The organism is Brevundimonas lenta, assembly GCF_014196335.1.
Taxonomy (GTDB): Bacteria; Pseudomonadota; Alphaproteobacteria; order Caulobacterales; family Caulobacteraceae; genus Brevundimonas; species Brevundimonas lenta.
The window spans coordinates 67,341-87,349 of the sequence record NZ_JACIDM010000002.1; the positions used below are offsets into that span (position 1 = coordinate 67,341).

At 67.9% G+C, this 20,009-nt stretch carries 17 protein-coding genes; 9 read left to right on the forward strand and 8 right to left on the reverse strand.

The genetic code is table 11. From position 1 onward, the window contains the following. Positions 1-2: 2 nt before the first annotated feature. Entirely contained in the window at positions 3-500 is a 498-nt protein-coding gene (locus tag GGR12_RS07830) for an EF-hand domain-containing protein (RefSeq protein WP_183203876.1), read from the forward strand. Here the strand turns inward: GGR12_RS07830 and GGR12_RS07835 are convergent. After that, positions 497-1,426: a 2-hydroxyacid dehydrogenase gene (locus GGR12_RS07835; RefSeq protein ID WP_183203877.1), complete on the reverse strand. Its 930-nt coding sequence runs from the start codon at positions 1,424-1,426 to the stop codon at positions 497-499. The genes GGR12_RS07830 and GGR12_RS07835 overlap by 4 nt on opposite strands. A gap of 147 nt (positions 1,427-1,573) precedes the next feature. Here GGR12_RS07835 and GGR12_RS07840 point away from each other — a divergent pair, with 147 nt between their 5' ends. Continuing rightward, positions 1,574-2,038, forward strand: coding sequence for an outer membrane lipoprotein (locus tag GGR12_RS07840; RefSeq protein WP_183203878.1), 465 nt, complete (start codon positions 1,574-1,576; stop codon positions 2,036-2,038). 28 nt (positions 2,039-2,066) lie between these two features. Here the strand turns inward: GGR12_RS07840 and GGR12_RS16715 are convergent, their stop codons facing one another. From GGR12_RS16715 to GGR12_RS07870, 6 genes are all read right to left on the reverse strand, one after another. After that, positions 2,067-6,851: a beta strand repeat-containing protein gene (locus tag GGR12_RS16715; RefSeq protein ID WP_183203879.1), complete on the reverse strand. Its 4,785-nt coding sequence runs from the start codon at positions 6,849-6,851 to the stop codon at positions 2,067-2,069. 126 nt (positions 6,852-6,977) lie between these two features. Then, the gene (locus GGR12_RS07850) at positions 6,978-7,532 is read right to left on the reverse strand and encodes a hypothetical protein (RefSeq protein WP_183203880.1); all 555 of its coding nucleotides are present in this window, start codon (positions 7,530-7,532) and stop codon (positions 6,978-6,980) included. Positions 7,533-7,600: 68 nt separating this feature from the next. Then, the gene (gene ettA, locus GGR12_RS07855) at positions 7,601-9,268 is read right to left on the reverse strand and encodes an energy-dependent translational throttle protein EttA (RefSeq protein WP_183203881.1); all 1,668 of its coding nucleotides are present in this window, start codon (positions 9,266-9,268) and stop codon (positions 7,601-7,603) included. Between the two features lie 120 nt (positions 9,269-9,388). Further along, positions 9,389-10,228: an acid phosphatase gene (locus GGR12_RS16830; RefSeq protein ID WP_221212300.1), complete on the reverse strand. Its 840-nt coding sequence runs from the start codon at positions 10,226-10,228 to the stop codon at positions 9,389-9,391. 369 nt (positions 10,229-10,597) lie between these two features. Next, positions 10,598-11,209 (reverse strand): TIGR02466 family protein, encoded by a 612-nt coding sequence (locus GGR12_RS07865; protein WP_183203882.1) that lies wholly within the window; start codon positions 11,207-11,209, stop codon positions 10,598-10,600. 29 nt (positions 11,210-11,238) lie between these two features. After that, the gene (locus GGR12_RS07870; protein ID WP_425486215.1) at positions 11,239-11,997 is read right to left on the reverse strand and encodes a tRNA1(Val) (adenine(37)-N6)-methyltransferase; all 759 of its coding nucleotides are present in this window, start codon (positions 11,995-11,997) and stop codon (positions 11,239-11,241) included. Between the two features lie 191 nt (positions 11,998-12,188). On the opposite strand from GGR12_RS07870, the gene GGR12_RS07875 reads away from it, so the two are divergent. The 7 genes from GGR12_RS07875 (at position 12,189) to hemA (ending at position 19,120) form a co-directional block, all read left to right on the forward strand. Then, complete coding sequence (locus tag GGR12_RS07875; protein ID WP_183204848.1) at positions 12,189-13,130, forward strand: polyprenyl synthetase family protein; 942 nt, start codon at positions 12,189-12,191, stop codon at positions 13,128-13,130. Positions 13,131-13,334: 204 nt separating this feature from the next. Further along, on the forward strand, positions 13,335-13,574 hold the full coding sequence (locus GGR12_RS07880; RefSeq protein ID WP_092312098.1) for an acyl carrier protein: 240 nt from the start codon (positions 13,335-13,337) through the stop codon (positions 13,572-13,574). 106 nt (positions 13,575-13,680) lie between these two features. Next, on the forward strand, positions 13,681-14,964 hold the full coding sequence (gene fabF, locus GGR12_RS07885; protein WP_183203883.1) for a beta-ketoacyl-ACP synthase II: 1,284 nt from the start codon (positions 13,681-13,683) through the stop codon (positions 14,962-14,964). Then, complete coding sequence (mltG, locus tag GGR12_RS07890; protein ID WP_183203884.1) at positions 14,965-16,107, forward strand: endolytic transglycosylase MltG; 1,143 nt, start codon at positions 14,965-14,967, stop codon at positions 16,105-16,107. Continuing rightward, on the forward strand, positions 16,104-16,985 hold the full coding sequence (locus GGR12_RS07895; protein WP_183203885.1) for a YicC/YloC family endoribonuclease: 882 nt from the start codon (positions 16,104-16,106) through the stop codon (positions 16,983-16,985). The genes mltG and GGR12_RS07895 overlap by 4 nt, the downstream gene beginning before the upstream one ends. Further along, positions 16,975-17,616 (forward strand): guanylate kinase, encoded by a 642-nt coding sequence (gene gmk, locus GGR12_RS07900; protein ID WP_183203886.1) that lies wholly within the window; start codon positions 16,975-16,977, stop codon positions 17,614-17,616. The genes GGR12_RS07895 and gmk overlap by 11 nt, the downstream gene beginning before the upstream one ends. A gap of 289 nt (positions 17,617-17,905) precedes the next feature. Then, a complete protein-coding gene (gene hemA / locus GGR12_RS07905; RefSeq protein WP_183203887.1) occupies positions 17,906-19,120 on the forward strand; it encodes a 5-aminolevulinate synthase in 1,215 nt (404 codons plus the stop codon). Positions 19,121-19,126: 6 nt separating this feature from the next. On the opposite strand, the gene rsmA is transcribed toward hemA, so the two are convergent. Beyond that, positions 19,127-20,002 (reverse strand): 16S rRNA (adenine(1518)-N(6)/adenine(1519)-N(6))-dimethyltransferase RsmA, encoded by an 876-nt coding sequence (rsmA, locus tag GGR12_RS07910; RefSeq protein ID WP_183203888.1) that lies wholly within the window; start codon positions 20,000-20,002, stop codon positions 19,127-19,129. Between the last annotated feature and the right edge of the window lie 7 nt (positions 20,003-20,009).

Below are 20,009 nucleotides of genomic sequence, written 5' to 3' on the forward strand. Positions count from 1 at the left end.
TGATGACCCTTCGCCAGACCCTGTCGGCCGCCTCCGCGGCGGTGCTTCTCTCCGCGCTCTCCGGCGCTGCGCTGGCGCAGACCCCGCCACCGGGCGCGGCGCCGCAGCAGCAACGCGGCGGTATGGGCCTGCCTCGCACCAGCGACGAGGTGCAGCCGTGGGCGGATCGCCTGTTCGGCCGCCTGGACGCCAATCAGGACGGCGCCATCACCGGCGACGAACTGGCCTTCCTGAGCCAGGGCGAGGTCGCCTCGCGCGGCGGCTCGCGCATCCGCGCCATGGTCTCGCAGTCGGACTCCAGCCGTGACGCGCGGGTCAGCCAGGAGGAGCTGAGCGCCGGGGCCGCCCGGACCTTCGCGCGCATGGACGTCAACGGCGACGGCCGCCTGTCGGACGACGAACTGCCCCAGGCCCCGCGGCCGGCGCAGGTGCAGATGCCCCCCATGCCTTCGGCCGATCCCATGCCCATGCCGACGCCGGACGCGCCCGGCGGGCGCTAGTCCGGAACAGGCGTCTTCAGCGGCTCGTCGGCGAAGGCCGCCTGCAGGTTCTGCATCAGCAGCACCAGCATGCCCTGCACCGCCTCGGTCGTCGCCCCGCCGGTATGCGGCGTCAGCACGGTGTTCGGCACGTCGGCCCAGCGCGCCGGATCGGTCGGCTCATCCTCGAACACGTCGAGCGCGGCCTGGCCCAGCCGGCCGTCCTTCAGCGCCGCGATCAGCGCCGTCTCGTCGACCAGCTGACCCCGCGCGACGTTCACCAGCAGGCCCTGAGGCCCCAGCGCCTCGATGACGGCCTTCGAGATCAGCCCGCGATTGCTCTCGTCGGCCCGGCAGGCGACGACCAGAATGTCGTTGTCGCGCGCCAGATCCAGCAGCGACGCGGCCCGCGGCCAGTCCGCCGCCTTGTCGCGCGGTCCCCACCACTGCACCGGCATGCGCAGCGCCTGCGCCCGCCGGGCGACCGCCTCGCCGATGGCCCCCAGGCCCACGACGCCCAGCCGCTGATCCTTCAGCGACGGCGTGATCAGTTTCGAGTCCGGCGTCCACGCGCCCGCACGCAGGGCCCGGTCGCCCGCCGCGATCCCGCGCCGCGCCGCCAGCACCAGGCCGATGGCGTGATCGGCGACGTCCTCGTGATTGACCCCGGGGGCATGGGTGACCGGCAGCCCGCGCGCGCGGCACCAGTCGACGTCGATCCCGTCATAGCCCGAGGTGAAACAGGCGATCAGCGACAGGTTCGGCAGGCTCTCGATCAGGTGCTTGTCCAGCGGGAACTCGCCCGCCACCACCAGCGCCCGGATATCGTGCGCCGCCTCCACCGGCGGCCCTTCCCAGAACCGGTACACGTCGTACGTCCCTTCGAGAAAGGCCGTCAGGGGCGCCAGGTGGCGCTGCATGATGAGCAGGGCAGGGCGGGAGGTCATGCGGGGACTGTACATCAGGCCCGCCCGCCCGCGCGAGCGGCGGTTAGCGTACGTCTCCGCACAATCCAGGGTCCCACTCCGGTCTTCACCCGATGGAGTGCCGGCCCGCGCCCGGGCACCTCATGCATGATGAGAGGAGCCTCCCCCATGAAAACCATTGCTCTCGTATCCGTCGCCTCGGTCGCCCTCTTCGCGGCCGCCTGCACGCCTTCGCAGACGCCGGGGTCCTTCGGCTCGAGCGAAACGATGCGCGCGCAGCCGGTGTCCTTCGGCGAGGTGGTCAGCGTCCGGGCGGTCGACATCCGTCCCGGCCAGACCCGTGTCGGCACGACGACCGGCGCGATCCTCGGCGGTCTCGCCGGATCGCAGATCGGCAGCGGCACGGCCGCCAACACCGCAGGCGCCGTGGCGGGCGGCGTCGCCGGCGCCGCCGTCGGCAGCGCGATGCAGGGGTCGCAGAACACCAGCGGCGTCGAACTGGTCGTGGAACTCGACAACAACCAGACCATCGCCGTGGTTCAGCCCGGCGACGTGCGTGATTTCCGTCCTGGCGACCGGGTTCGCGTCACCGGGGCGCACGGCAACACCCGCGTGGTGCGCGATAGCCGCTGACCGGGCGGCCCCGCGGCGCCCTCACGCGTCAGACGATCCAGCCGTCGTGGGCGTGGCCGTCCATGTGCGGCCCAAACATCCCGCCGATGAACAGCGGCGCGTCGGCGAAGCCGTGGAAGCCCGTCTCCATGCCGCTCGCGCCGCCGGAGCCCGCGCCCTCGAAGGCCAGCTCGTCCTGAACGGGCAGCACCTGCGGCCCCGCCTTGTCGTCCAGCGCCGGCAGCACGAAGGCGTCGTCGGCCAGCATCGGCGAGACCAGCGGGCCCGCACCCTTGGCCGACAGATCCGGGGTCGCCGCGGCGCCGTAGGTCAGCACCGTCTTGGTGTTGCCGGTCATGAAGCGCAGCGTTTCGATGCTCTCGACGTAGATCGCGCCGTCCCGGCCGGCGACGAGATCGACGATGCGGTAACCGGCGCCCTCGGCGAAGATGGCGTACTGGGCCTTGCTCCCCCGCACCTGGACCTCGTCCTGACCTGCGCCGCCGAACAGCTGGTCGAACCCGCCCATCCCCTTCAGGATGTCGTCGCCGACGCCGCCGGTGATAATGTTGTCGCCGGCGTTTCCGGTGCCGTAGAATTTGTTGTTCCCGACGTAGAACATCTTTTCGACATTGGCCGCCATGACGTGCGCGCCGACGTGGGCCTCGATGGTGTCGATGCCTTCACCCGCCAGCTCGACGATGGTGTCGTAGGCGTCCAGCACATAGAGGTCGTCGCCCAGACCGCCCTGCAACTGGTTGGCCAGGCCCTGGCCGCCCGCCAGCACGTCATCGCCCAGCATGCCCAGCAGCGTGTCGGCGCCGAGACCGCCGGACAGACGGTCGCCCAGCACGCCGCCGACGAGGGTGTCGTTGAACGCCGAGCCGAGGATGGCCTCGATCGAGGTGTAGGTATCGGTCGCCCCGTCGCCGTCGTTGACGGCGCGCATGACGTCGAGCCGCGCGTGGACGCCCGCCGCGGCCTGGGAGTAATCGGCCGTGTCGATGCCCGATCCGCCGACCAGGCTGTCGATCCCGCCGCGGCCGCGCAGCAGGTCGTCGCCCGCCCCGCCGGTCATGACGTTGTTCAGGGCGTTGCCCGTGCCGGAGAAGGCGCCCGTCCCGCCGTAGATCAGGTTCTCGACGTTGTTGGCCAGGTTGTAGGCGTTGATGCGCGCCTCCACCGTATCCGTGCCCTGGCCGGCGACCTCGACCACCGAATCCAGCGCCTCCAGCACATAGCGGTCGTCGCCCAGCCCGCCCTGCAGGGTGTTGCTGACGCCTGAGCCGCCCCAAAGGGTGTCGTTGCCGTCCTGACCCAGCAGGAGGTCGGCGCCGAGCCCGCCGCGCAACGTGTTGTCCCCGATGCCGCCGACCAGCAGGTCGTTGAAGGCCGAACCCGTGATCGCCTCGACCAGGTAGAAGGTGTCGGTCCCGCCGTCGCCGTCATTGGTCGCGCGCAGGATGTCGAGGCGGGCGGTCACGCCGGATGCGGCCGAGCCGTAGTCGACCGTGTCAAAGCCGGCGCCGCCATTCAGGACATCCACGCCGGCGCCGCCGTTCAGGGTGTCGTCGCCGCCGGCGCCGTTCAGGGTGTCGTCGCCCGCAAGGCCGAACAGGGCCTCGGAAGACGAGCCGCCGACCAGGGTTTCGCCCGTCGAGGAGCCAAACCTGCTGTTCGCCAGCAGCGCCTGGACACTGACCTCCATGGCGCCGAAACGCAGGCGCTCGACGCTGGTCAGGATATCGGTTCCGTCGGGGCCTGTGACCGTGACCACGCCGCCCTCGACCGTGACGGTCGTCGGGGCGTCGGTGAAGATCGCCGTGTCGGTGCCCGCGCCGCCGTCGATCAGATCATCGCCCGCCGCGCCTGTGATGACATCGTCGCCGTCTCCCGCGGCCACGATATCGGAGCCTGCATTGGCCACGATGATGTCGCCGTCCGACGTGCCGTTGATGGCCATCGGAACCGGCGCCCCGTTCCACAGGAACAGCCCGTCGTCGAACTGGAGGCGCTCGACATTCGTCAGGGTGTCCGAGCCGTCCGGTCCGGTGACCGTGGTCACCCCGCTGATGGTCGTGATCGAATAGGCCGAGCGCAGGCCCGAGAAGACCGCCGTGTCCGTTCCGGCGCCGCCGTCGATGATGTCGTCGCCGGCCGCGCCCCTGATGGTGTCGTCGCCGCCCTCGCCGTAGACCGTGTTGACTCCGGCGGTTCCGTTGATCGTATCGGCGCCTGCGGTGCCGTTGGTGGTTGACGGGAGCGGCGCGCCGGCGAGGCTGTACAGTCCGTCGTCGAATTGAAGGCGCTCGATGCCGGTCAGGGTGTCGACGCCGTCGGGGCCGGACACGATGGCGCCGAAGCTGGTGGCGGTGATGGTGTAGGCCGAACGTGCGCCGCGGAAGACCGCGGTATCCGTGCCGTCGCCGCCTTCCAGGGTGTCGTTTCCGCCCTGGCCCTGCAGCACATCCGCGCCGCCCATGCCGTACAGCTGATCGCCGGCGCTGGCGCCGACAATGATGTTGGCCCGCTCGTTGCCGGTGCCGACGTGGCTTGCATGCACCTGATGTCCGACGCCGAACGGCGTCTGAGAACCATCCCAGCTGAAATACAGGTTCTCGATGTACTGGAGGCCGTAGGTCAGCGAGGTGCTGGCCGCGAACGAATAGTAGGAATCCGTTCCGCTCGCGCTGTCTTCGCCATAGATCTCGGCGATGCCGATGTAGCTGTCGTCACCGGCTCCGCCGTTGGCCGCCGCGACATTGGCGAACCAGTCATTGCCGTCGCCGCCCGAGGCGTAACCGGCGAGACTGTTGCCCCCGTCGATAATGTCGTTGCCTGCGCCGCCGTCCAGGCTGTTGCTGCCCGCGCCGCCTTCCAGCCGGTCGTCGCCGGCCCCGCCGTCCAGGTAATCGTTGCCTTCGAAGCCGCGCAGGACGTCATTGCCGCCCTGACCGTTGATGGTGTCGCGCAACGCGGTCCCGTTCACCGTCTCTCCGGCGGCCTGGCCGAAGTGCGTCAGACCCGGCGCCAGGGTCAAATAGGTGAAGTCGCCGAATTCCAGCCTGCTGAAGTTGCGGATCAGATCCACGCCGTCGGGGCCCGTCACCTGGATCCAGCCGTCGGCGAGGTTGAGGTATGAGTATTGCGATTGCGGACCGCTGAAAATGGCTACGTCGCCGGTGCTCCCGGCTCCGCCATCCAGCCGGTCGTTTCCGGCCCCGCCGGTGACGGTGTCGGCGCCGAGTCCTCCGGTGAAGGTGTCGCTGCCCGTGCTGCCGAAGATGGTGAAATAGAGTTGCGACCCTTCGGCGGTGAAGTTCACGCCCCCCACACCGAACGCGACGCGGCTGGTGAAAGCGGTGGCGTCGCGCACATCGACCGTGCCGGCGCTGGCGACCGTCACAATCCTGTTGTTGCCGTAGCCGGTATAAAAGTAGGTGAACTGGTCAAGCTGCGCCGCGGTGAACCGGCCACCCTCTGTGCCGACAAGCTCCTCAAAGCCGTCAAAGATTATCGAGGTGTAGTCCGCGTTTTGATTGGTGATGCCGATGTCGATCCGGTCGACGCCGGCTCCGCCGTGCAGGGTGTAGGACATCGACCCGACAGGCGTGCCGCCCAGAACGAAGACATCGTCGCCGTCGCCGCCGTCGATCACGTTGACGTCCGCGGGGATCGGCGTGCCAGGTTGATGGTAGAAGCTGAGGGAGAGCTCGAGGCGGTCGTTCCCGTCGCCGCCGTACAGATGGTCGCTGCCGTCCTCCTGGAAGTCGAAGAGGCTGTCGTCGCCCGCGCCGCCGCGAAGGATGTCCGCGCCATCGCCGCCGGCCAGTCGATCCTTGCCGTCGCCGCCCTCAAGGACGTCGTCGCCGGCGAAGCCGCTCAGGAAATCGTCGCCCGCATCGCCTGACAGGCGGTCGGCGCCGCCCGCGGCCAGAATCTGATCGTCGCCCGCGCCGCCGGCGAGGATATCGTTTCCGCCATTCCCCTCGATCTTGTCGTTCAACGCGCCGCCGTACACGACGTCGGCGCCGCTGCTGCCGCGGATATTGTGGGCGTTGAAGGTGTTGCCGTCCAGGTTCAGGGTGACGCCCGCGACGCTGAGATAGAATTCCGGCGTGTAGACGTCCACGCCGCGCAGGTCGGCGACGCCGGCGACGTTCAGGGTCAGGCTTGCGGTGTCGATGTAGACGAAATTGTCCAGCTGGCCGGCGCCGATGGAGCCTCCGGTATCCGAGACAAGCGCCTCGATATCGGCGCCGATGGTCGCCAGGTTGAGGCGAGCCCCGTCAAGCAGCAGCAGGGTGTCGAATCCTTCGCCGCCGCTGAACCAGTCCCCGGCGACGACTTCGGCGCCCATCGCCTGAAGAATATCGTCGCCGCCGCCGCCCGACAGGCGGTCGGCGCCCTCCGCCCCGTCCAGCAGGTTGGCGCCGCCGTCGCCCGTCAGCACGTCGTTGAAGGCCGATCCGTAGACGCCCTCGATGCTCGTGAACGTGTCGGTCCCGGTCGATGTGCCCGTATTCTGGCTCGGCAGACCCAGGTTCACGGTCACGCTGGCGGTCGCGTTCAGATAGCTGGCGATGTCGAAGCCGGCGCCGCCGTTGAGGATGTCGTTCCCGGCCTCGCCTTCGAGGATGTCGTCGCCGTCGTCGCCGTTCAGGCGGTCGTCGCCGGTGTAGCCGAACAGGATGTCGTGACCTGCGCCGCCATTAAGGGTGTCGTTGCCCTCCAGCCCGTCGAGCGCGTCGTTGCCGTCCAGGCCGTTGATGGTGTCGGCGCCGCTTTCGCCGGTCAGCGCATTGTTGCCGGCGTCGCCGTTGATCGTAGGCATGGTCGTCCCCCTGGCGGGCCCCCGGCCCGAAATCACGCACAGGGAGTTCTGCAAACCACGCGCACTGCCCCAACGGCCCAGCTTGATCCGGGATACCGGTGTCAGCAAGTAGGGTTTTGTTAGTTCTCAGGTCTTTTTCGCCCAGCTCTCCTGCATCAGCAGAAGCGCGACCTGCTCCCTGACGGTGGCCTGATCGCCTGGCGAGAACCCCTCCAGCGGCGCTCCGGTCTCTGGAACTTCAGCGCGAGCCGTCACGACCTCGGCGTTCAGCGTCACCCACTCCCGTGTCGCCTTTATCAGGGCGGAGGCCTCGGCCCCTGTTCCGGCGATAATGGCCTTGCCCGCGCGGACCATGGCGACGTCCAGGATGGAGCGCAGGATCATGTCGACGGTGATGGGCGGGGCTGGCGGGGAAGCCGGCTCGGGGGAGGGGGGCGTGGCGGCGACCGGCGCGGGCACGGGCGGGCCGCCGGGTCCGGCCAGCGCCCGGGCGTCGGCCAGCGCGCGCTTGCTCCAGCCCTTGCGGGCGATCGTCTGGCGCAGGTTGTGCAGCCCGATGTCGTACTTTTCGGCCACCGCTTCGGCGGTCATGCCGCCCAGATAGGCCGCGCGGGCCAGCTCCCACGTCGGGGGGCTGACCATCTTGTAGGGCGCGCGGACCTTCGGTTTTTTGCGGGGCATTGGCGACCTCCTGTGCAGGATGTCGCCAATCTACCCGTTTGATACGTCAGAAACGGTCGTAGTTGTATCTAGCGGCCGAACTTCTGGAACTTGATCCGGTGCGGGATCAGGGCGTCGGTGCCGAGGCGGCGCTTCTTGTCTTCCTCGTAGGCCTCGAAGTTTCCTTCGAACCATTCGACGTGGCTGTCGCCCTCGAAGGCGAGGATGTGGGTGGCCAGACGGTCCAGGAACCAGCGGTCGTGGGAGATGACCACGGCGCAGCCGGCAAACTCCTCCAGGGCCTCCTCGAGGTTCTGCAGCGTCTCGATGTCCAGGTCGTTGGTCGGTTCGTCGAGCAGGATCAGGTTGCCGCCCGAGGCCAGGGTCTTGGCCAGGTGCACGCGATTTCGTTCACCCCCAGAGAGCTGCCCCACCTTCTTCTGCTGGTCGCCGCCCTTGAAGTTGAAGCTGCCGACGTAGGCGCGGCTGTTAATCTCGCGCTTGCCGACCATCATGATGTCGGTGCCGCCCGAGATGGCCTGCCAGATCGTCTCGTCCGGCTTCAGGTCGTCGCGCGACTGGTCGACATAGGCCAGCTTGACCGTCTCGCCGACGCGGATCGAACCGGCGTCCGGGGTCTCCTGGCCGGTGATCAGGCGGAACAGCGTCGACTTGCCGGCGCCGTTGGGGCCGATGACGCCGACGATGCCGTTGGGCGGCAGCTTGAACGTCAGGCCCTTGAACAGGATCTTGTCGCCGTACTCCTTCTCGAGGTTCTCGACCTCGAGGACGACGTTGCCGAGGCGCGGGCCGGGCGGGATCTGGATGACGGCGTGGGTCTGGGCGCCGCGCTGGTTCTCCTGCTCGGCGACCATCTTCTCATAGGCGGCCAGGCGGGCCTTGGACTTGGCCTGACGGGCCTTGGCGCCCGAGCGGACCCATTCCAGTTCGCGGGTGAGGGCGCGCTGGCGGGCTTCCGATTCCGACTGCTCCTGCACGACGCGCTTGGTCTTGGCTTCCAGCCACGAGGAGTAGTTGCCCTCGTGCGGGTGGCCCTTGCCGCGGTCCAGCTCCAGCGTCCACTTGGTCACCAGGTCCAGGAAGTAGCGGTCGTGGGTCACCAGGATGACGCAGCCCGGGAAGTTTTCCAGGTGGTGCTGCAGCCAGGCCACCGACTCGGCGTCCAGGTGGTTGGTCGGTTCGTCGAGCAGCAGCATGTCGGGCTTGGACAGCAGCAGGCGGGCCAGGGCCACGCGGCGCTTCTCACCACCCGACAGATTGGTGGTCATCCAGTCGTCCTGCGGGCAGCGCAGGGCGTCCATGGCCATTTCGATGCGGCTGTCGATGTCCCAGACGTCGCCGGCGTCGATCTTCTCCTGGAGGGCGGTCATCTCCTCCATCAGTTCGTCGGTGTAGTTCTCACCGAGTTCGGCGGCGACCTCGTTGAAGCGGTTGACCCACTGCTTCTCTTCGCACCACGCCTCGACGTTCTGACGCACGGTCAGCGCCGGATCCAGCTGGGGCTCCTGCTCCAGGTAGCCGCGCTTGATGCCGTCGGCGGCCTTGGCCTCGCCGTTAAATTCCTTGTCCAGCCCCGCCATGATCTTCAGCAGGGTCGACTTGCCCGAGCCGTTGACCCCGACCACGCCGATCTTGGCGTCGGAGTAGAAGCTCAGCCAGATGTTCTCGAAGATCTTCTTGCCGCCGGGGAAGGCCTTGGTGAGGCCCTGCATCTGGAAAATGTATTGCTGCGCCATGAGGTGCGGTGCGCCCTGTCGTCGGATCGGATGGGGAGGTTGGCGCGGGATGTAGCGACCGCCGCGCCGTTCGGCAAATCGCTAGCGGGTCAGGACGGCGGATTGAAGGCGCGGCGCGGGTTAGCCGGCCAGTTGGGCGGCCTCCGCAGCACAGTCGTTGGTGGGGGCGGAGCCCGCCGCGCGAGCGGCCGTGATCTCGGCTCTCGCCGCTTCCAGATCAGCGCGGAATTCGGGCGCTGACTGGAGCCGGGCGACCGTTGCGGACGCCATGACCCGGCCCTCCTCGGTGTCGCTGAGCCAGTGGACGTTGCAGACGACACGGCTCTGACCGAAGGCGCGACCGCGGGCCAGTATCTCGTTCTGGCGCTCCGGCGCGACCTCGGTGAGCACGAGCGCCCAGCCCCAGCCGATGGCGCTGTGTCCCGAGGGATAGGACCCGTCGTGGCGCAGGAACGCCTCGTCGTCCGGGGTGCAGGTCGGAGTCGAAGTGACCACGAAGGGGCGCGTGCGTTGGTATTTCGTCTTGGTCGGATAGGTCGACAGGCCGATGTCCGCCATCGTTCGGCGCAGCAGTGTGTAGGTGTGGGGCGTGGCGGCCTCGCTGACCTCCACGCCGAGGGCGCAGGTGAAGGCCTGGATGGCGTGCGGCAGGCTGAGGTCGGCGTCGCTGGCGGCGAGCGCAAACCGGGGCGTGCCGCGCAGGGCCTGCGCCTCCAGGGCCGCCGCGTCGTCGCGGGCCTGAGCCGCCGATCCGGGCTCGGGCGGTGCGGGCAGGATGGCGAGGCTGTTCGGCGCCGCGCCGCGCGGCAAGTAGATGGCGGCCATAATGGCGCGGACCTCTGCTTCCTGCGCCGGCGTCATCGTCTCCGTTTGCGGGGCGGGCGGCTCCTGCGAGGCCGAGGCGCATCCGATCAGGATCGCTCCGGCGACGAGGGTTCTGGTCCAGCGATTGATCTGCACGGCTGGCGCTCCGTCTGCGTTGATGACGGACACAAATTTCGGCGGATCGGAGCGCGATGTTATCGGGCGAAACCCGGAGGGCGCAGTTAGACGCAACGCCGCCCGTTACAAGCAGGTCCAGAGGCACGCGTGAGCTTGCGAGCGATCCTCGATTAAGCTTTCGGGTGCATGGCTACCCATGCTTCGCTTGAAGATGTTTCGTCTGCTGGTTCGGGTCTTCTTAGGCCTTCTGGCTTTTCGTGGTCGTGTCTGGGGCGATCCGATCGCGTTGCGACGGTCTTGGCATTTGCTGCCGCTGCGATCGTGGGCGGGCTCCGATCGGGCCTATGGCTCTACGTTGATCGTGCCGGACGCCGGCTCGGCGACTGATCAGGCGTAGTTGAAGCTGATCGAGATACGCTCGGCCTTGGCCGCGTTCGGCGGCACCTCGTGGCGCAGCCAGCTTTCCCACATCAGCACCGTGCCGGGCTGCGGCGCGAGGTAGACGAAGGGGCGCTCGGCCTCCGGCGCGTCAGCCTGGACGCCAGGGCGGGCCATCATCATCGGCAGGCGAGGGTCTTCCAGCTTCAGCGCCGATGCGCCGTCCGGGACCTCGACATAGACGGTGCCGCTCAGGAAGGCGTGCGGATGGATATGTCCGGTATGGCCGCCGCCGGGCTTCAGAATATTGACCCACAGATTGTCCAGCCGCGGCTTGCGGGCGAGGTCGAAGTTCAGCGCCTTTGCATAGGCGATGGCGTGGCGGTCGAGATGCCGTTTCAGTTCTGCGAATTCGGGCATCCTCACCGGCAGGTCGGTCAGCGAGCCGTATGAGGTGTAGCCGCGATAGCCATGCTCGCGGCACCACAGGCGGCCGGCCTGATCCTCGGCCGCCAGCATGCGGCAGGCGTCGGCCAGCTCGGCGTTGAACGCCTCGAACCCGGCCGAGCCGGCGAGGGTGGATTCGTAGACCTGGGTGACGAAGAGGGGGCGCAGGGTCATGTCGTCGGCTTAGCCGATGCCGACGCGGATCAGAAGGGCAGGGCGGCTTCGCCGCGCAGGATGGCCTCGGCCTCGGGCGTGTGCTTGCCGCCTTCGCGATCATGGAGGATCAGCGGCGGCAGAATGCGCAGGGGCGCCTTGCCGGTCTTGATGGCCCGCACCAGCACCCGCTTGGCCGGCTCATCGGCGAACGGATGGATAGGCCGGATGGCGAAGGAACCCGCAGTCTCCCCCAGCAGGGCCAGGAGGTCGGCCAGCCGATCGGCGCGATGAATGACGACAATCCGCCCCCCTTCGCGCACAGCCTTGAGAAGGAAGCGGGTCCAGGCCGCGAGACCGTCGTCGGCCATCCAGGCCCCTCGCTTGCCCGGTCCAGGCGCACGGAGCGATCCCGGATCGTCGAAGAACGGCGGGTTCGAGGCGGCCCAGTCGAATGGCGCGAGACCAAGCGCGCGAAAACCTGCGGCCACGTCGCCTTCGACGATTTCCGCGCGGGCGCTGTTCAACGTGACGTTTTCGCGGGCCAAGGCCGCTGCAGCGGTGTCGCGTTCCAGGCCGACAAGCTCCAGGTCCGGACGCCGCGCCGCGATCTGCATCAGGACGGCGCCTGCGCCGCAGCCGGCTTCTATCAACCGTTGACCACCTGCGTGGTCCACGGCCGCGGCCAGCAGGGCGGCGTCCATGCCGGCGCGATATCCCCTGGCCGGTTGACGCAGGCGCACCCGGCCGCCCAGCAAGGCGTTCTCGACGATTTCAGAAATGATTTCAGTCCCGGGTGCGACGGACACGTGGCTTGACCCTTGTTGGCGCCGCCACCATTGTGCGCCGCATCGTCGCCCGGCAAGGCGGCGGCCGGATTTTCAGGCGTGATCCTCCCTCGCGCCGGCCCCTGAAGAGTTTCTCCGTGGACGCTGTCACCGTCGCCGATTCCCGTCGCAAGGGAGACGTCGAGCCGCTGGTTCGGCTGGCGAAGGTCGATATGGCGGCGGTCGACGCCCTGATCGTCGAGCGGATGCAGTCCCAAGTGCCGGTGATTCCGCTGCTGGCCGATCACCTCGTCGCGGCCGGCGGCAAGCGCCTGCGCCCGCTCCTCACGATCGCCGCCGCCCGCGCTTCGGGCGCGACCGGGCCTATCGAGGCTCCGGTGAAGCTGGCTGCGGCGGTCGAGTTCATTCACACCGCCACCCTGCTGCACGACGACGTGGTCGACAGCTCGGACCTGCGCCGGGGCAAGGTCGCCGCCCACCTGATCTGGGGCGCGCCGTCCAGCGTGCTGGTCGGTGACTTCCTGTTCGCCCGCGCCTTCGAACTGATGGTCGAGACCGACCGTATGCGGGCGTTGGGCATCCTCGCCACGGCTTCCAGCGTCATCTCCGAGGGCGAGGTGCTGCAGCTGACGCGCGCCCACGACCTAAACCTCGATCAGGAAACCTATCTGCGCATCATCGCGGCCAAGACCGCCGAGCTGTTCGCCGCAGCGGCTGAGGCCGGGGCTGTCGGCGCCGACGCGGACGAGGCCGCGGTTCAGGCCCTGCGCGCCTACGGCATGAACCTGGGCCTCGCCTTCCAGCTGGCGGACGACGCCCTGGATTACGGCGGCCAGTCGGAAAAACTGGGCAAGAACACCGGCGACGACTTCCGCGAAGGCAAGGTGACCCTGCCGCTCCTGCTGGCTGCAGCACGGACCGCCGGGCGCGAGGACGCGTTCTGGGATCGCACGATCAACAAGGGCGAGCGGACCGAGGACGACTTCCGGCGCGCCCGCGAGCTGGTCTTCGGCACCGGCGCGGTCGGCGCCACGCTCGACACCGCCTGGGACTATGCGGACCTGGCCCGCGCCTCGCTGGCCCCGCTGCCGGAAAGCGACTGGCGCGACGCGCTGGAGCGTCTGGCCGATTTCGCTGTGAGCCGCGTCGCCTGACACGGCGGCCCTGGGATGCGGCCTCCGTCGATCACGGATCGCTCACAGATGGCTACAGGCTGTTTTCCCGACCCGCGGCTGTGCTACACGCCTCGCAACCGGTCGGGGTGAGTCTTCGTTGAAGGCTTGCTTCGCCGTCGCCGTCGTCATACGGCAAGGATTGAGACAACACCCGCTTCGGCGGCACTGGAAGGCAGAGACACAATGTCCGACACCCTGGAACGCGTCCGCAAGATCGTCATCGACCACCTGGACGCCGATCCGGACAAGGTCACCGAAAAGGCCAGCTTCATCGACGACCTGGGCGCTGACTCGCTCGACAACGTCGAACTGGTCATGGCCTTCGAGGAAGAGTTCGACATCGAGATCCCGGATGACGCCGCCGAGCACATCCAGACGGTCGGCGATGCCGTGAAGTTCATCGACGAGAAGCTGGCCGGCTGATCGCCGCCAGCCACTTACGGCTTTGATGGCCGCCGTGACGCCCCTAGCGGGGCCGTCCGGCGGCCATTACTGTTTAAGCCTCAGGATTCTGTAAGGAGCGCGACTCATGCGCCGCGTCGTCGTCACGGGCCTTGGCCTTCTGACCCCGCTCGGCTGGGGTGTCGAACACACCTGGAAGGGCATTGTCGAAGGGCGTTCGGGCATCGGCCCGATCACCAATTTCGACACCGAAGGCTATGGCTGCACCATTGCCGGTGAAATTCCGTCCGTGGACGGACGCGGCGGCGGCGGCGTGCCCGGTGAACCGGGCGTGTTCGACCACGAAAAGGTCATGTCGCCAAAGGATCGCAAGCGCGTCGACGACTTCATCGTCTACGCCATCGCCGCCGCCGACGAGGCGCTGGCCGATGCGAACTGGAAGCCGGAAACGGATGAGCAGCGCGAGCGCACCGGCGTCATGGTCGGCTCCGGCATCGGCGGCCTCGGCCCCATCGCCGACACAGCCATCATCCTGAAGGAGCAGGGCCCCCGCCGGGTCAGCCCGTTCTTCATTCCGTCGGCGCTGATCAATCTGACCTCGGGACAGATCTCGATTCGTCACGGCCTGAAGGGGCCGAACCATTCCGTGGTCACCGCCTGCGCCACCGGCGCTCACGCCATCGGCGATGCGGCGCGGATGATCGCCCTGGACGACGCTGACGTGATGGTGTGCGGCGGGGCGGAAAGCTCCATCGTGCCGATCGGCATCGCCGGCTTCCTGGCCTGCAAGGCCCTGTGCACCGCCTTCAACGACACGCCCGAGAAGGCCAGCCGTCCCTACGACAAGGACCACGCGGGCTTCGTCATGGGCGAGGGCGCCGGCATCATGGTGCTGGAGGAATACGAGCACGCGAAGGCGCGCGGTGCGAAGATCTACGCCGAGGTCGTCGGCTATGGCATGAGCGGCGACGCCTACCACATCACCGCGCCGTCAGAGACCGGCGAGGGTGGCCTGCGGGCCATGAAGGCGGCGCTGAAGCGCGCGGGCATGCAGCCGTCGGACCTCGACTACGTCAACGCCCACGGCACCTCGACCATGGCTGACTGGATCGAGCTGCACGCTATCGAGCAACTGGTCGGCGACCATGCGAAGAACCTGGCCGTCTCCTCGACCAAGTCGATGACGGGCCACCTGCTGGGCGCCGCCGGCGCCATCGAATCCATCTTCAGCGTGCTGGCGATCCGTGACCAGATCGCCCCGCCGACCATCAACCTCGACAATCCCGAGGAAGAGACGGCCATCGACCTGGTCCCGCACAAGGGCAAGCCCATGAAGATCGACGTCGCCATGTCCAACAGCTTCGGCTTCGGCGGCACCAATGCCAGTGTCATCTTCAAGAAGGTGGTCTGAGTGTTCGGACGTTCGGTCGAGCGGACGCCCCCGGGCCGGAAAACGGCCTTCCTGGCCGCCACGGCGACCTTCAGCCTGTTCCTGATCGCCGCCCTGGTCGCGGCGTGGAGCGTGTTCTACGCGCCCGGGCCGGCGGCGCGGGAGGGCGACACGACCGTCGTCAGCCTGCCCAGCGGGGCAGGGGTCAGCGCCATCGCCGCCAATCTGAAGGCGGCGGGCGTGATCCGCTCCACTGACATGTTCAAGGCCGCCGCCACCCTGACCGGCGCGGACCGGAAGCTACGCGCCGGCGAGTATGAGGTGCCCTCACGGGCGTCACTGCGCTCCGTGCTGATCCTTCTGGTCTCGGGCAAGGTGGTTCGGCACTACGTGACCCTGCCGGAAGGCTGGTCGTCGGCTCAGGCGGTGGACATCCTGATGAACCAGCCGATCCTGACGGGCGCTGTCGAGGCGGTTCCTGAGGAGGGCACATTGTGGCCCGACACCTATGAAGTTTCGCGCGGTGAAACCCGCGCCTCGGTGATCGCCCGTATGAAGCGCGCGCGGGACGACAATCTCGCCCGCCTGTGGGCCCAGCGCGGTCCCAACAGCGTGGTGCGCACGCCGGACGAAGCCATGATCCTCGCGTCGATCGTGGAGAAAGAAACCGGCGTCGCCTCAGAGCGTCCCCGTGTCGCCGCCATCTTCTCGAACCGGCTGCGCGCCGGCATGCGGCTGGAGAGCGATCCGACCATCGTCTACGGCATCACCAAGGGCCGCCCGCTCGGGCGCGGCATTCGCCGCTCGGAACTGGATCGGCAGACCGACTGGAACACCTACCAGATCGACGGCCTGCCCCCGACGCCGATCGCCAATCCCGGACGCGAGGCGATCGCCGCCGTGCTCAACCCGCCGCAGACCGACGAGCTGTTCTTCGTCGCCGATGGCACCGGCGGCCATGCGTTCGCGCGGACCTATGAGGAGCATCTGCTGAACGTCGCCCGCTGGCGCGAAATCGAGCGCCGCCGCGCCGGTCTGCCGCCGGAGCCCCCCGTCGCGGCGCCGGACCCGGAAACGGGCCTTCCTGCAGGCGTGACCGTACCGCCCGGAGCCCGGGTGATCCGCGTCCCGCAGACCGCCCAACCCGCGGCGGCCGCTCAATGACCCGGCTTTCGGGCATGACCGGCTTCGGTCGGGCGGACGGCGCGGACGGCGACTGGAGCTGGTCGGTCGAGGCGCGCTCGGTCAACGGCCGCAATCTGGAAGTCCGCTTCCGCGGCCCTCCGGGGTTCGACAATCTCGAGCGTCTGGCCAAGGCCTCGGCGCAGGGGCGACTGAGCCGCGGTCAGGTCACCCTGGGCGTGCAGGCGAAGCGGTCTGAGGCGGTCGCTTCGCTGAAGGTCAACGAAGCGATCCTCGCGCGCTATCTGGTTCTGGCGAACCAGTTGGCCGAAGAGGGCGCGACGCCGCCGTCCGCCGACGGCCTTCTGGCTCTGCGCGGCGTGCTTGAAGCGCCTGAAGACGCCGACGACATCGAGGCCCGCGGCCCCTTGGAGGCCGCCATCGCCGCGGCGATCGATCAGGCCCTGGACGCCCTGAAGATCTCGCGTGAGCGGGAAGGGGAGCAGTTGCTGCCGGTCATCACAGGCTTCGTCGACCGGATCGAACACCTGGTCGCCGCCGCGGAAACCGAAGCCGCCGCCCAGGTGGAGGCCATCCGGGATCGCTTCACGCGCCGGATCAGCGAACTGGCCCCGGACGCGCCGGGTCTCGAAGAGCGCATCTTCCTCGAAGCGGCCGCCCTGGCGACCAAGGCGGACGTGCGTGAGGAACTGGATCGGCTGACCGCACACGTCGCCTCGGCCCGCACGCTGTTGCAGCAACCCCCCGCCGGGCGGAAACTCGACTTCCTGATGCAGGAATTCATGAGGGAGGCGAACACCCTCTGCTCGAAATCGGCTACGACCGCGCTCACCGGAATCGGCCTGGAGCTCAAGGCCGTGATCGAGCAGTTGCGTGAGCAGGTCCAGAATGTCGAATGAACACACGCCCCGTCGGGGTGTCCTCCTGATCGTCGCCAGCCCGTCGGGCGCGGGCAAGACCAGCCTGTGCCGCCGGCTGATGGCGGATCACGGGCGACTGGAGCTTTCGGTTTCGATGACCACGCGGGGCATCCGTCCGGGCGAAGTCGCCGACCGCGACTATCACTTCGTCAGCGACGCCGAATTCCAGCGCCTGATCGACGAGGACGCCTTCCTCGAATGGGCCGACGTCCACGGCAATCGCTACGGCAGCCCGCGCGCCCCGATCGACCGCGCCCTCGCCGAAGGCCGTGACGTCCTGTTCGACATCGACTGGCAGGGCGCGCGCGACATCGCCGTCAAATGTCCGGAGGACGCCGTGCGGGTCTTCATCCTGCCGCCGAGCCTGGAAGAGCTTCGCCGCCGCCTGGTGACCCGGTCGCAGGACGCTGAAGACGTCATCGAGCGTCGCATCCAGAACGCCAAGGGCGAGATCGAACACTGCGGCGACTTCGACTACGTCTTCGTCAATGACGACTTCGACCGGTCCTACGCTGAACTGGCGCACATCTATCACGCCGAACGCAGCCGCCGGCGCCGCAACCTGTGGGTCGACAGCTACACGGCTGCGCTGCTCAAGGAAGTCGTCTGAACCGCTAGGCACCGGGGGCCTTCAGGCACCCCGGTTGAAGACTCCTCGCGCTCTCCGCGAGGTGCGGTTTTTCATCTAGTTGCGAATGCTTATGAATAGCCCGTCCGGTAGAGCGGCCGGTCGGCTGGCTATAACCATGCGGATAGGCCGACATGGCCCTATGCCGTAAGTCCTATGTCGAACGATCCACTTGTTCGGTCCCTGCATTTCCGTGATCTTGGAACAAATCCCGCGTGTTCTCGACTTGGAGGGCGAAAGCATAGACGGGAGGTGATCTGGGGCGTCTGCGATGAACTATGCATCAGCATTCGATGGGGCAATTGCGCGTCTTCACGAAGAAGGGCGTTACAGAGTTTTTATTGATATTCTTCGGAACAAGGGCGCGTTTCCGCAGGCGCGTTGCTTTACTGGCGAGGAAAAGCCTCGTCCCGTCACGGTCTGGTGCTCGAACGACTACCTCGCCATGGGGCAGCACCCGATCGTTATTGAAGCCATGGAAGCCGCGTTGCACGACGTCGGCGCCGGCTCGGGCGGGACCCGCAACATCGGGGGCAATACCCACTACCACCTCGCGCTGGAGCGTGAGCTGGCCGAACTCCACGGCAAGGAGGCGGGGCTGCTCTTCACCTCGGGCTTCGTTTCCAACGAGGCCACCCTGTCGACCCTTGGCAAGGTCCTGCCGGGCTGCATCATCTTCTCGGACGAACTGAACCACGCCTCGATGATCGCCGGCATCCGCAACTCCGGCTGCGAGAAGCACTGCTTCCGCCACAACGACCTCGAACACCTGGAAGAGTTGCTGCAGGCCGCGCCGGCCGACGCCCCCAAGGTGATCGCGTTCGAGAGCGTCTATTCCATGGACGGCGACGTCGCACCGATCGCGGCCATCTGCGATCTGGCCGACCGCTACGGCGCCCTGACCTATCTGGACGAGGTCCACGCCGTCGGCATGTACGGTCCGCGTGGTGGAGGCATCTCGGAGCGTGACGCCGTCGCCCATCGCGTGACGATCATCGAGGGCACCCTGGCCAAGGCCTTCGGCGTCATGGGTGGATACATCACCGCCGACCGTCGGATCGTCGACGTGATCCGCAGCTACGCCCCGGGTTTCATCTTCAGCACCTCGCTGTCGCCAGTCTTGGTGGCCGGAGCTCTCGCCAGCGTGCGTCACCTGAAAGCGTCGCAGAGCGAGCGTGACGGCCAGCAGCGAAACGCGGCCCGTTTGAAGCAGCAGCTTCGCGCCGCCGGTCTGCCGCTGATGCCTTCAACGACGCACATCGTGCCGTTGATGGTCGGTGATCCTGTGAAGGCCAAGGCGATCAGCGACCGTCTGCTGGACGAGTTCGGCGTCTATGTGCAGCCGATCAACTATCCGACCGTTCCGCGCGGCACCGAGCGTCTGCGCTTCACCCCCGGACCGATGCACGACGAGGCGATGATCGTCGATCTCGTCGATGCGCTGATGGTGATCTGGGCCGAGTTCGATCTCAAACTGGCGGCGTAGGCCCGATCAGGTCCGCTTCCGGCGGGCGAGCACAGGGCCCGTATCTCTCGGCACGGTCTCCGAAGGCAGGCCGGCGGCGACGCGAGCCAGCCGCAGGAAGCCGGCAAGGTCGATGACCTCGGCCCGATCCTCGGGCGAGATTCCCGCCGCCTCGCACAAATCCGCGCCGCCCAACTGCTTCAGACTGGAGCGGAGCATCTTGCGGCGCTGCCCGAAGGCGGCGGCGGTGACGCGCTCAAGGCTTTTCAGCAGGTCCCGGTCGGGGCGGTCGGTCTTCGGAACCAGGTGAACCACGGCGCTGGCGACCTTGGGCGGCGGGGTGAAGGCGGCGGCGGGCAGGTGCATGACCAGTTTCGCTTCGGCGACGGCCTGGGAGATTACGGCGAGACGGCCGTAGGCCTCCTCTCCGGGGCGGGCGACGACGCGTTCCGCGACTTCCTTCTGGAACATCAGCGTCAGGGCGCAGGGTGTCCACGGGCCAGTCAGCCACTTGATCAGCAGCGGCGTGCCGACGTTGTATGGCAGGTTGGAGACCAGATGGGTCGGGCCTTCGGTCAGATCGGCCTCGCGAACGTTCAGCGCGTCCGCCTCGACGATGGTCAGGCGGCCGGAGCCGTCATCCAGTTCCGACAGCAGCGGAATGAAGCGCGGGTCCTTCTCGACCAGCACCACCTTGCCTGCGTCGCTTTCCATCAGGGCGCGGGTCAGGCCGCCGGGGCCCGGACCGACCTCGATGACGGCGCGGCCCTCGAACGGTCCTGCGAAGCGGACGATCTTCCGCGTCACGTTCAGGTCCAGCAGGAAATGCTGGCCGAAGCTCTTCTTGGCCAGCAGCCCGTGGGCGTCGAGGGTCTCGCGGAGGGAGGGCAGGTTGTCGGTCACGCAGGCT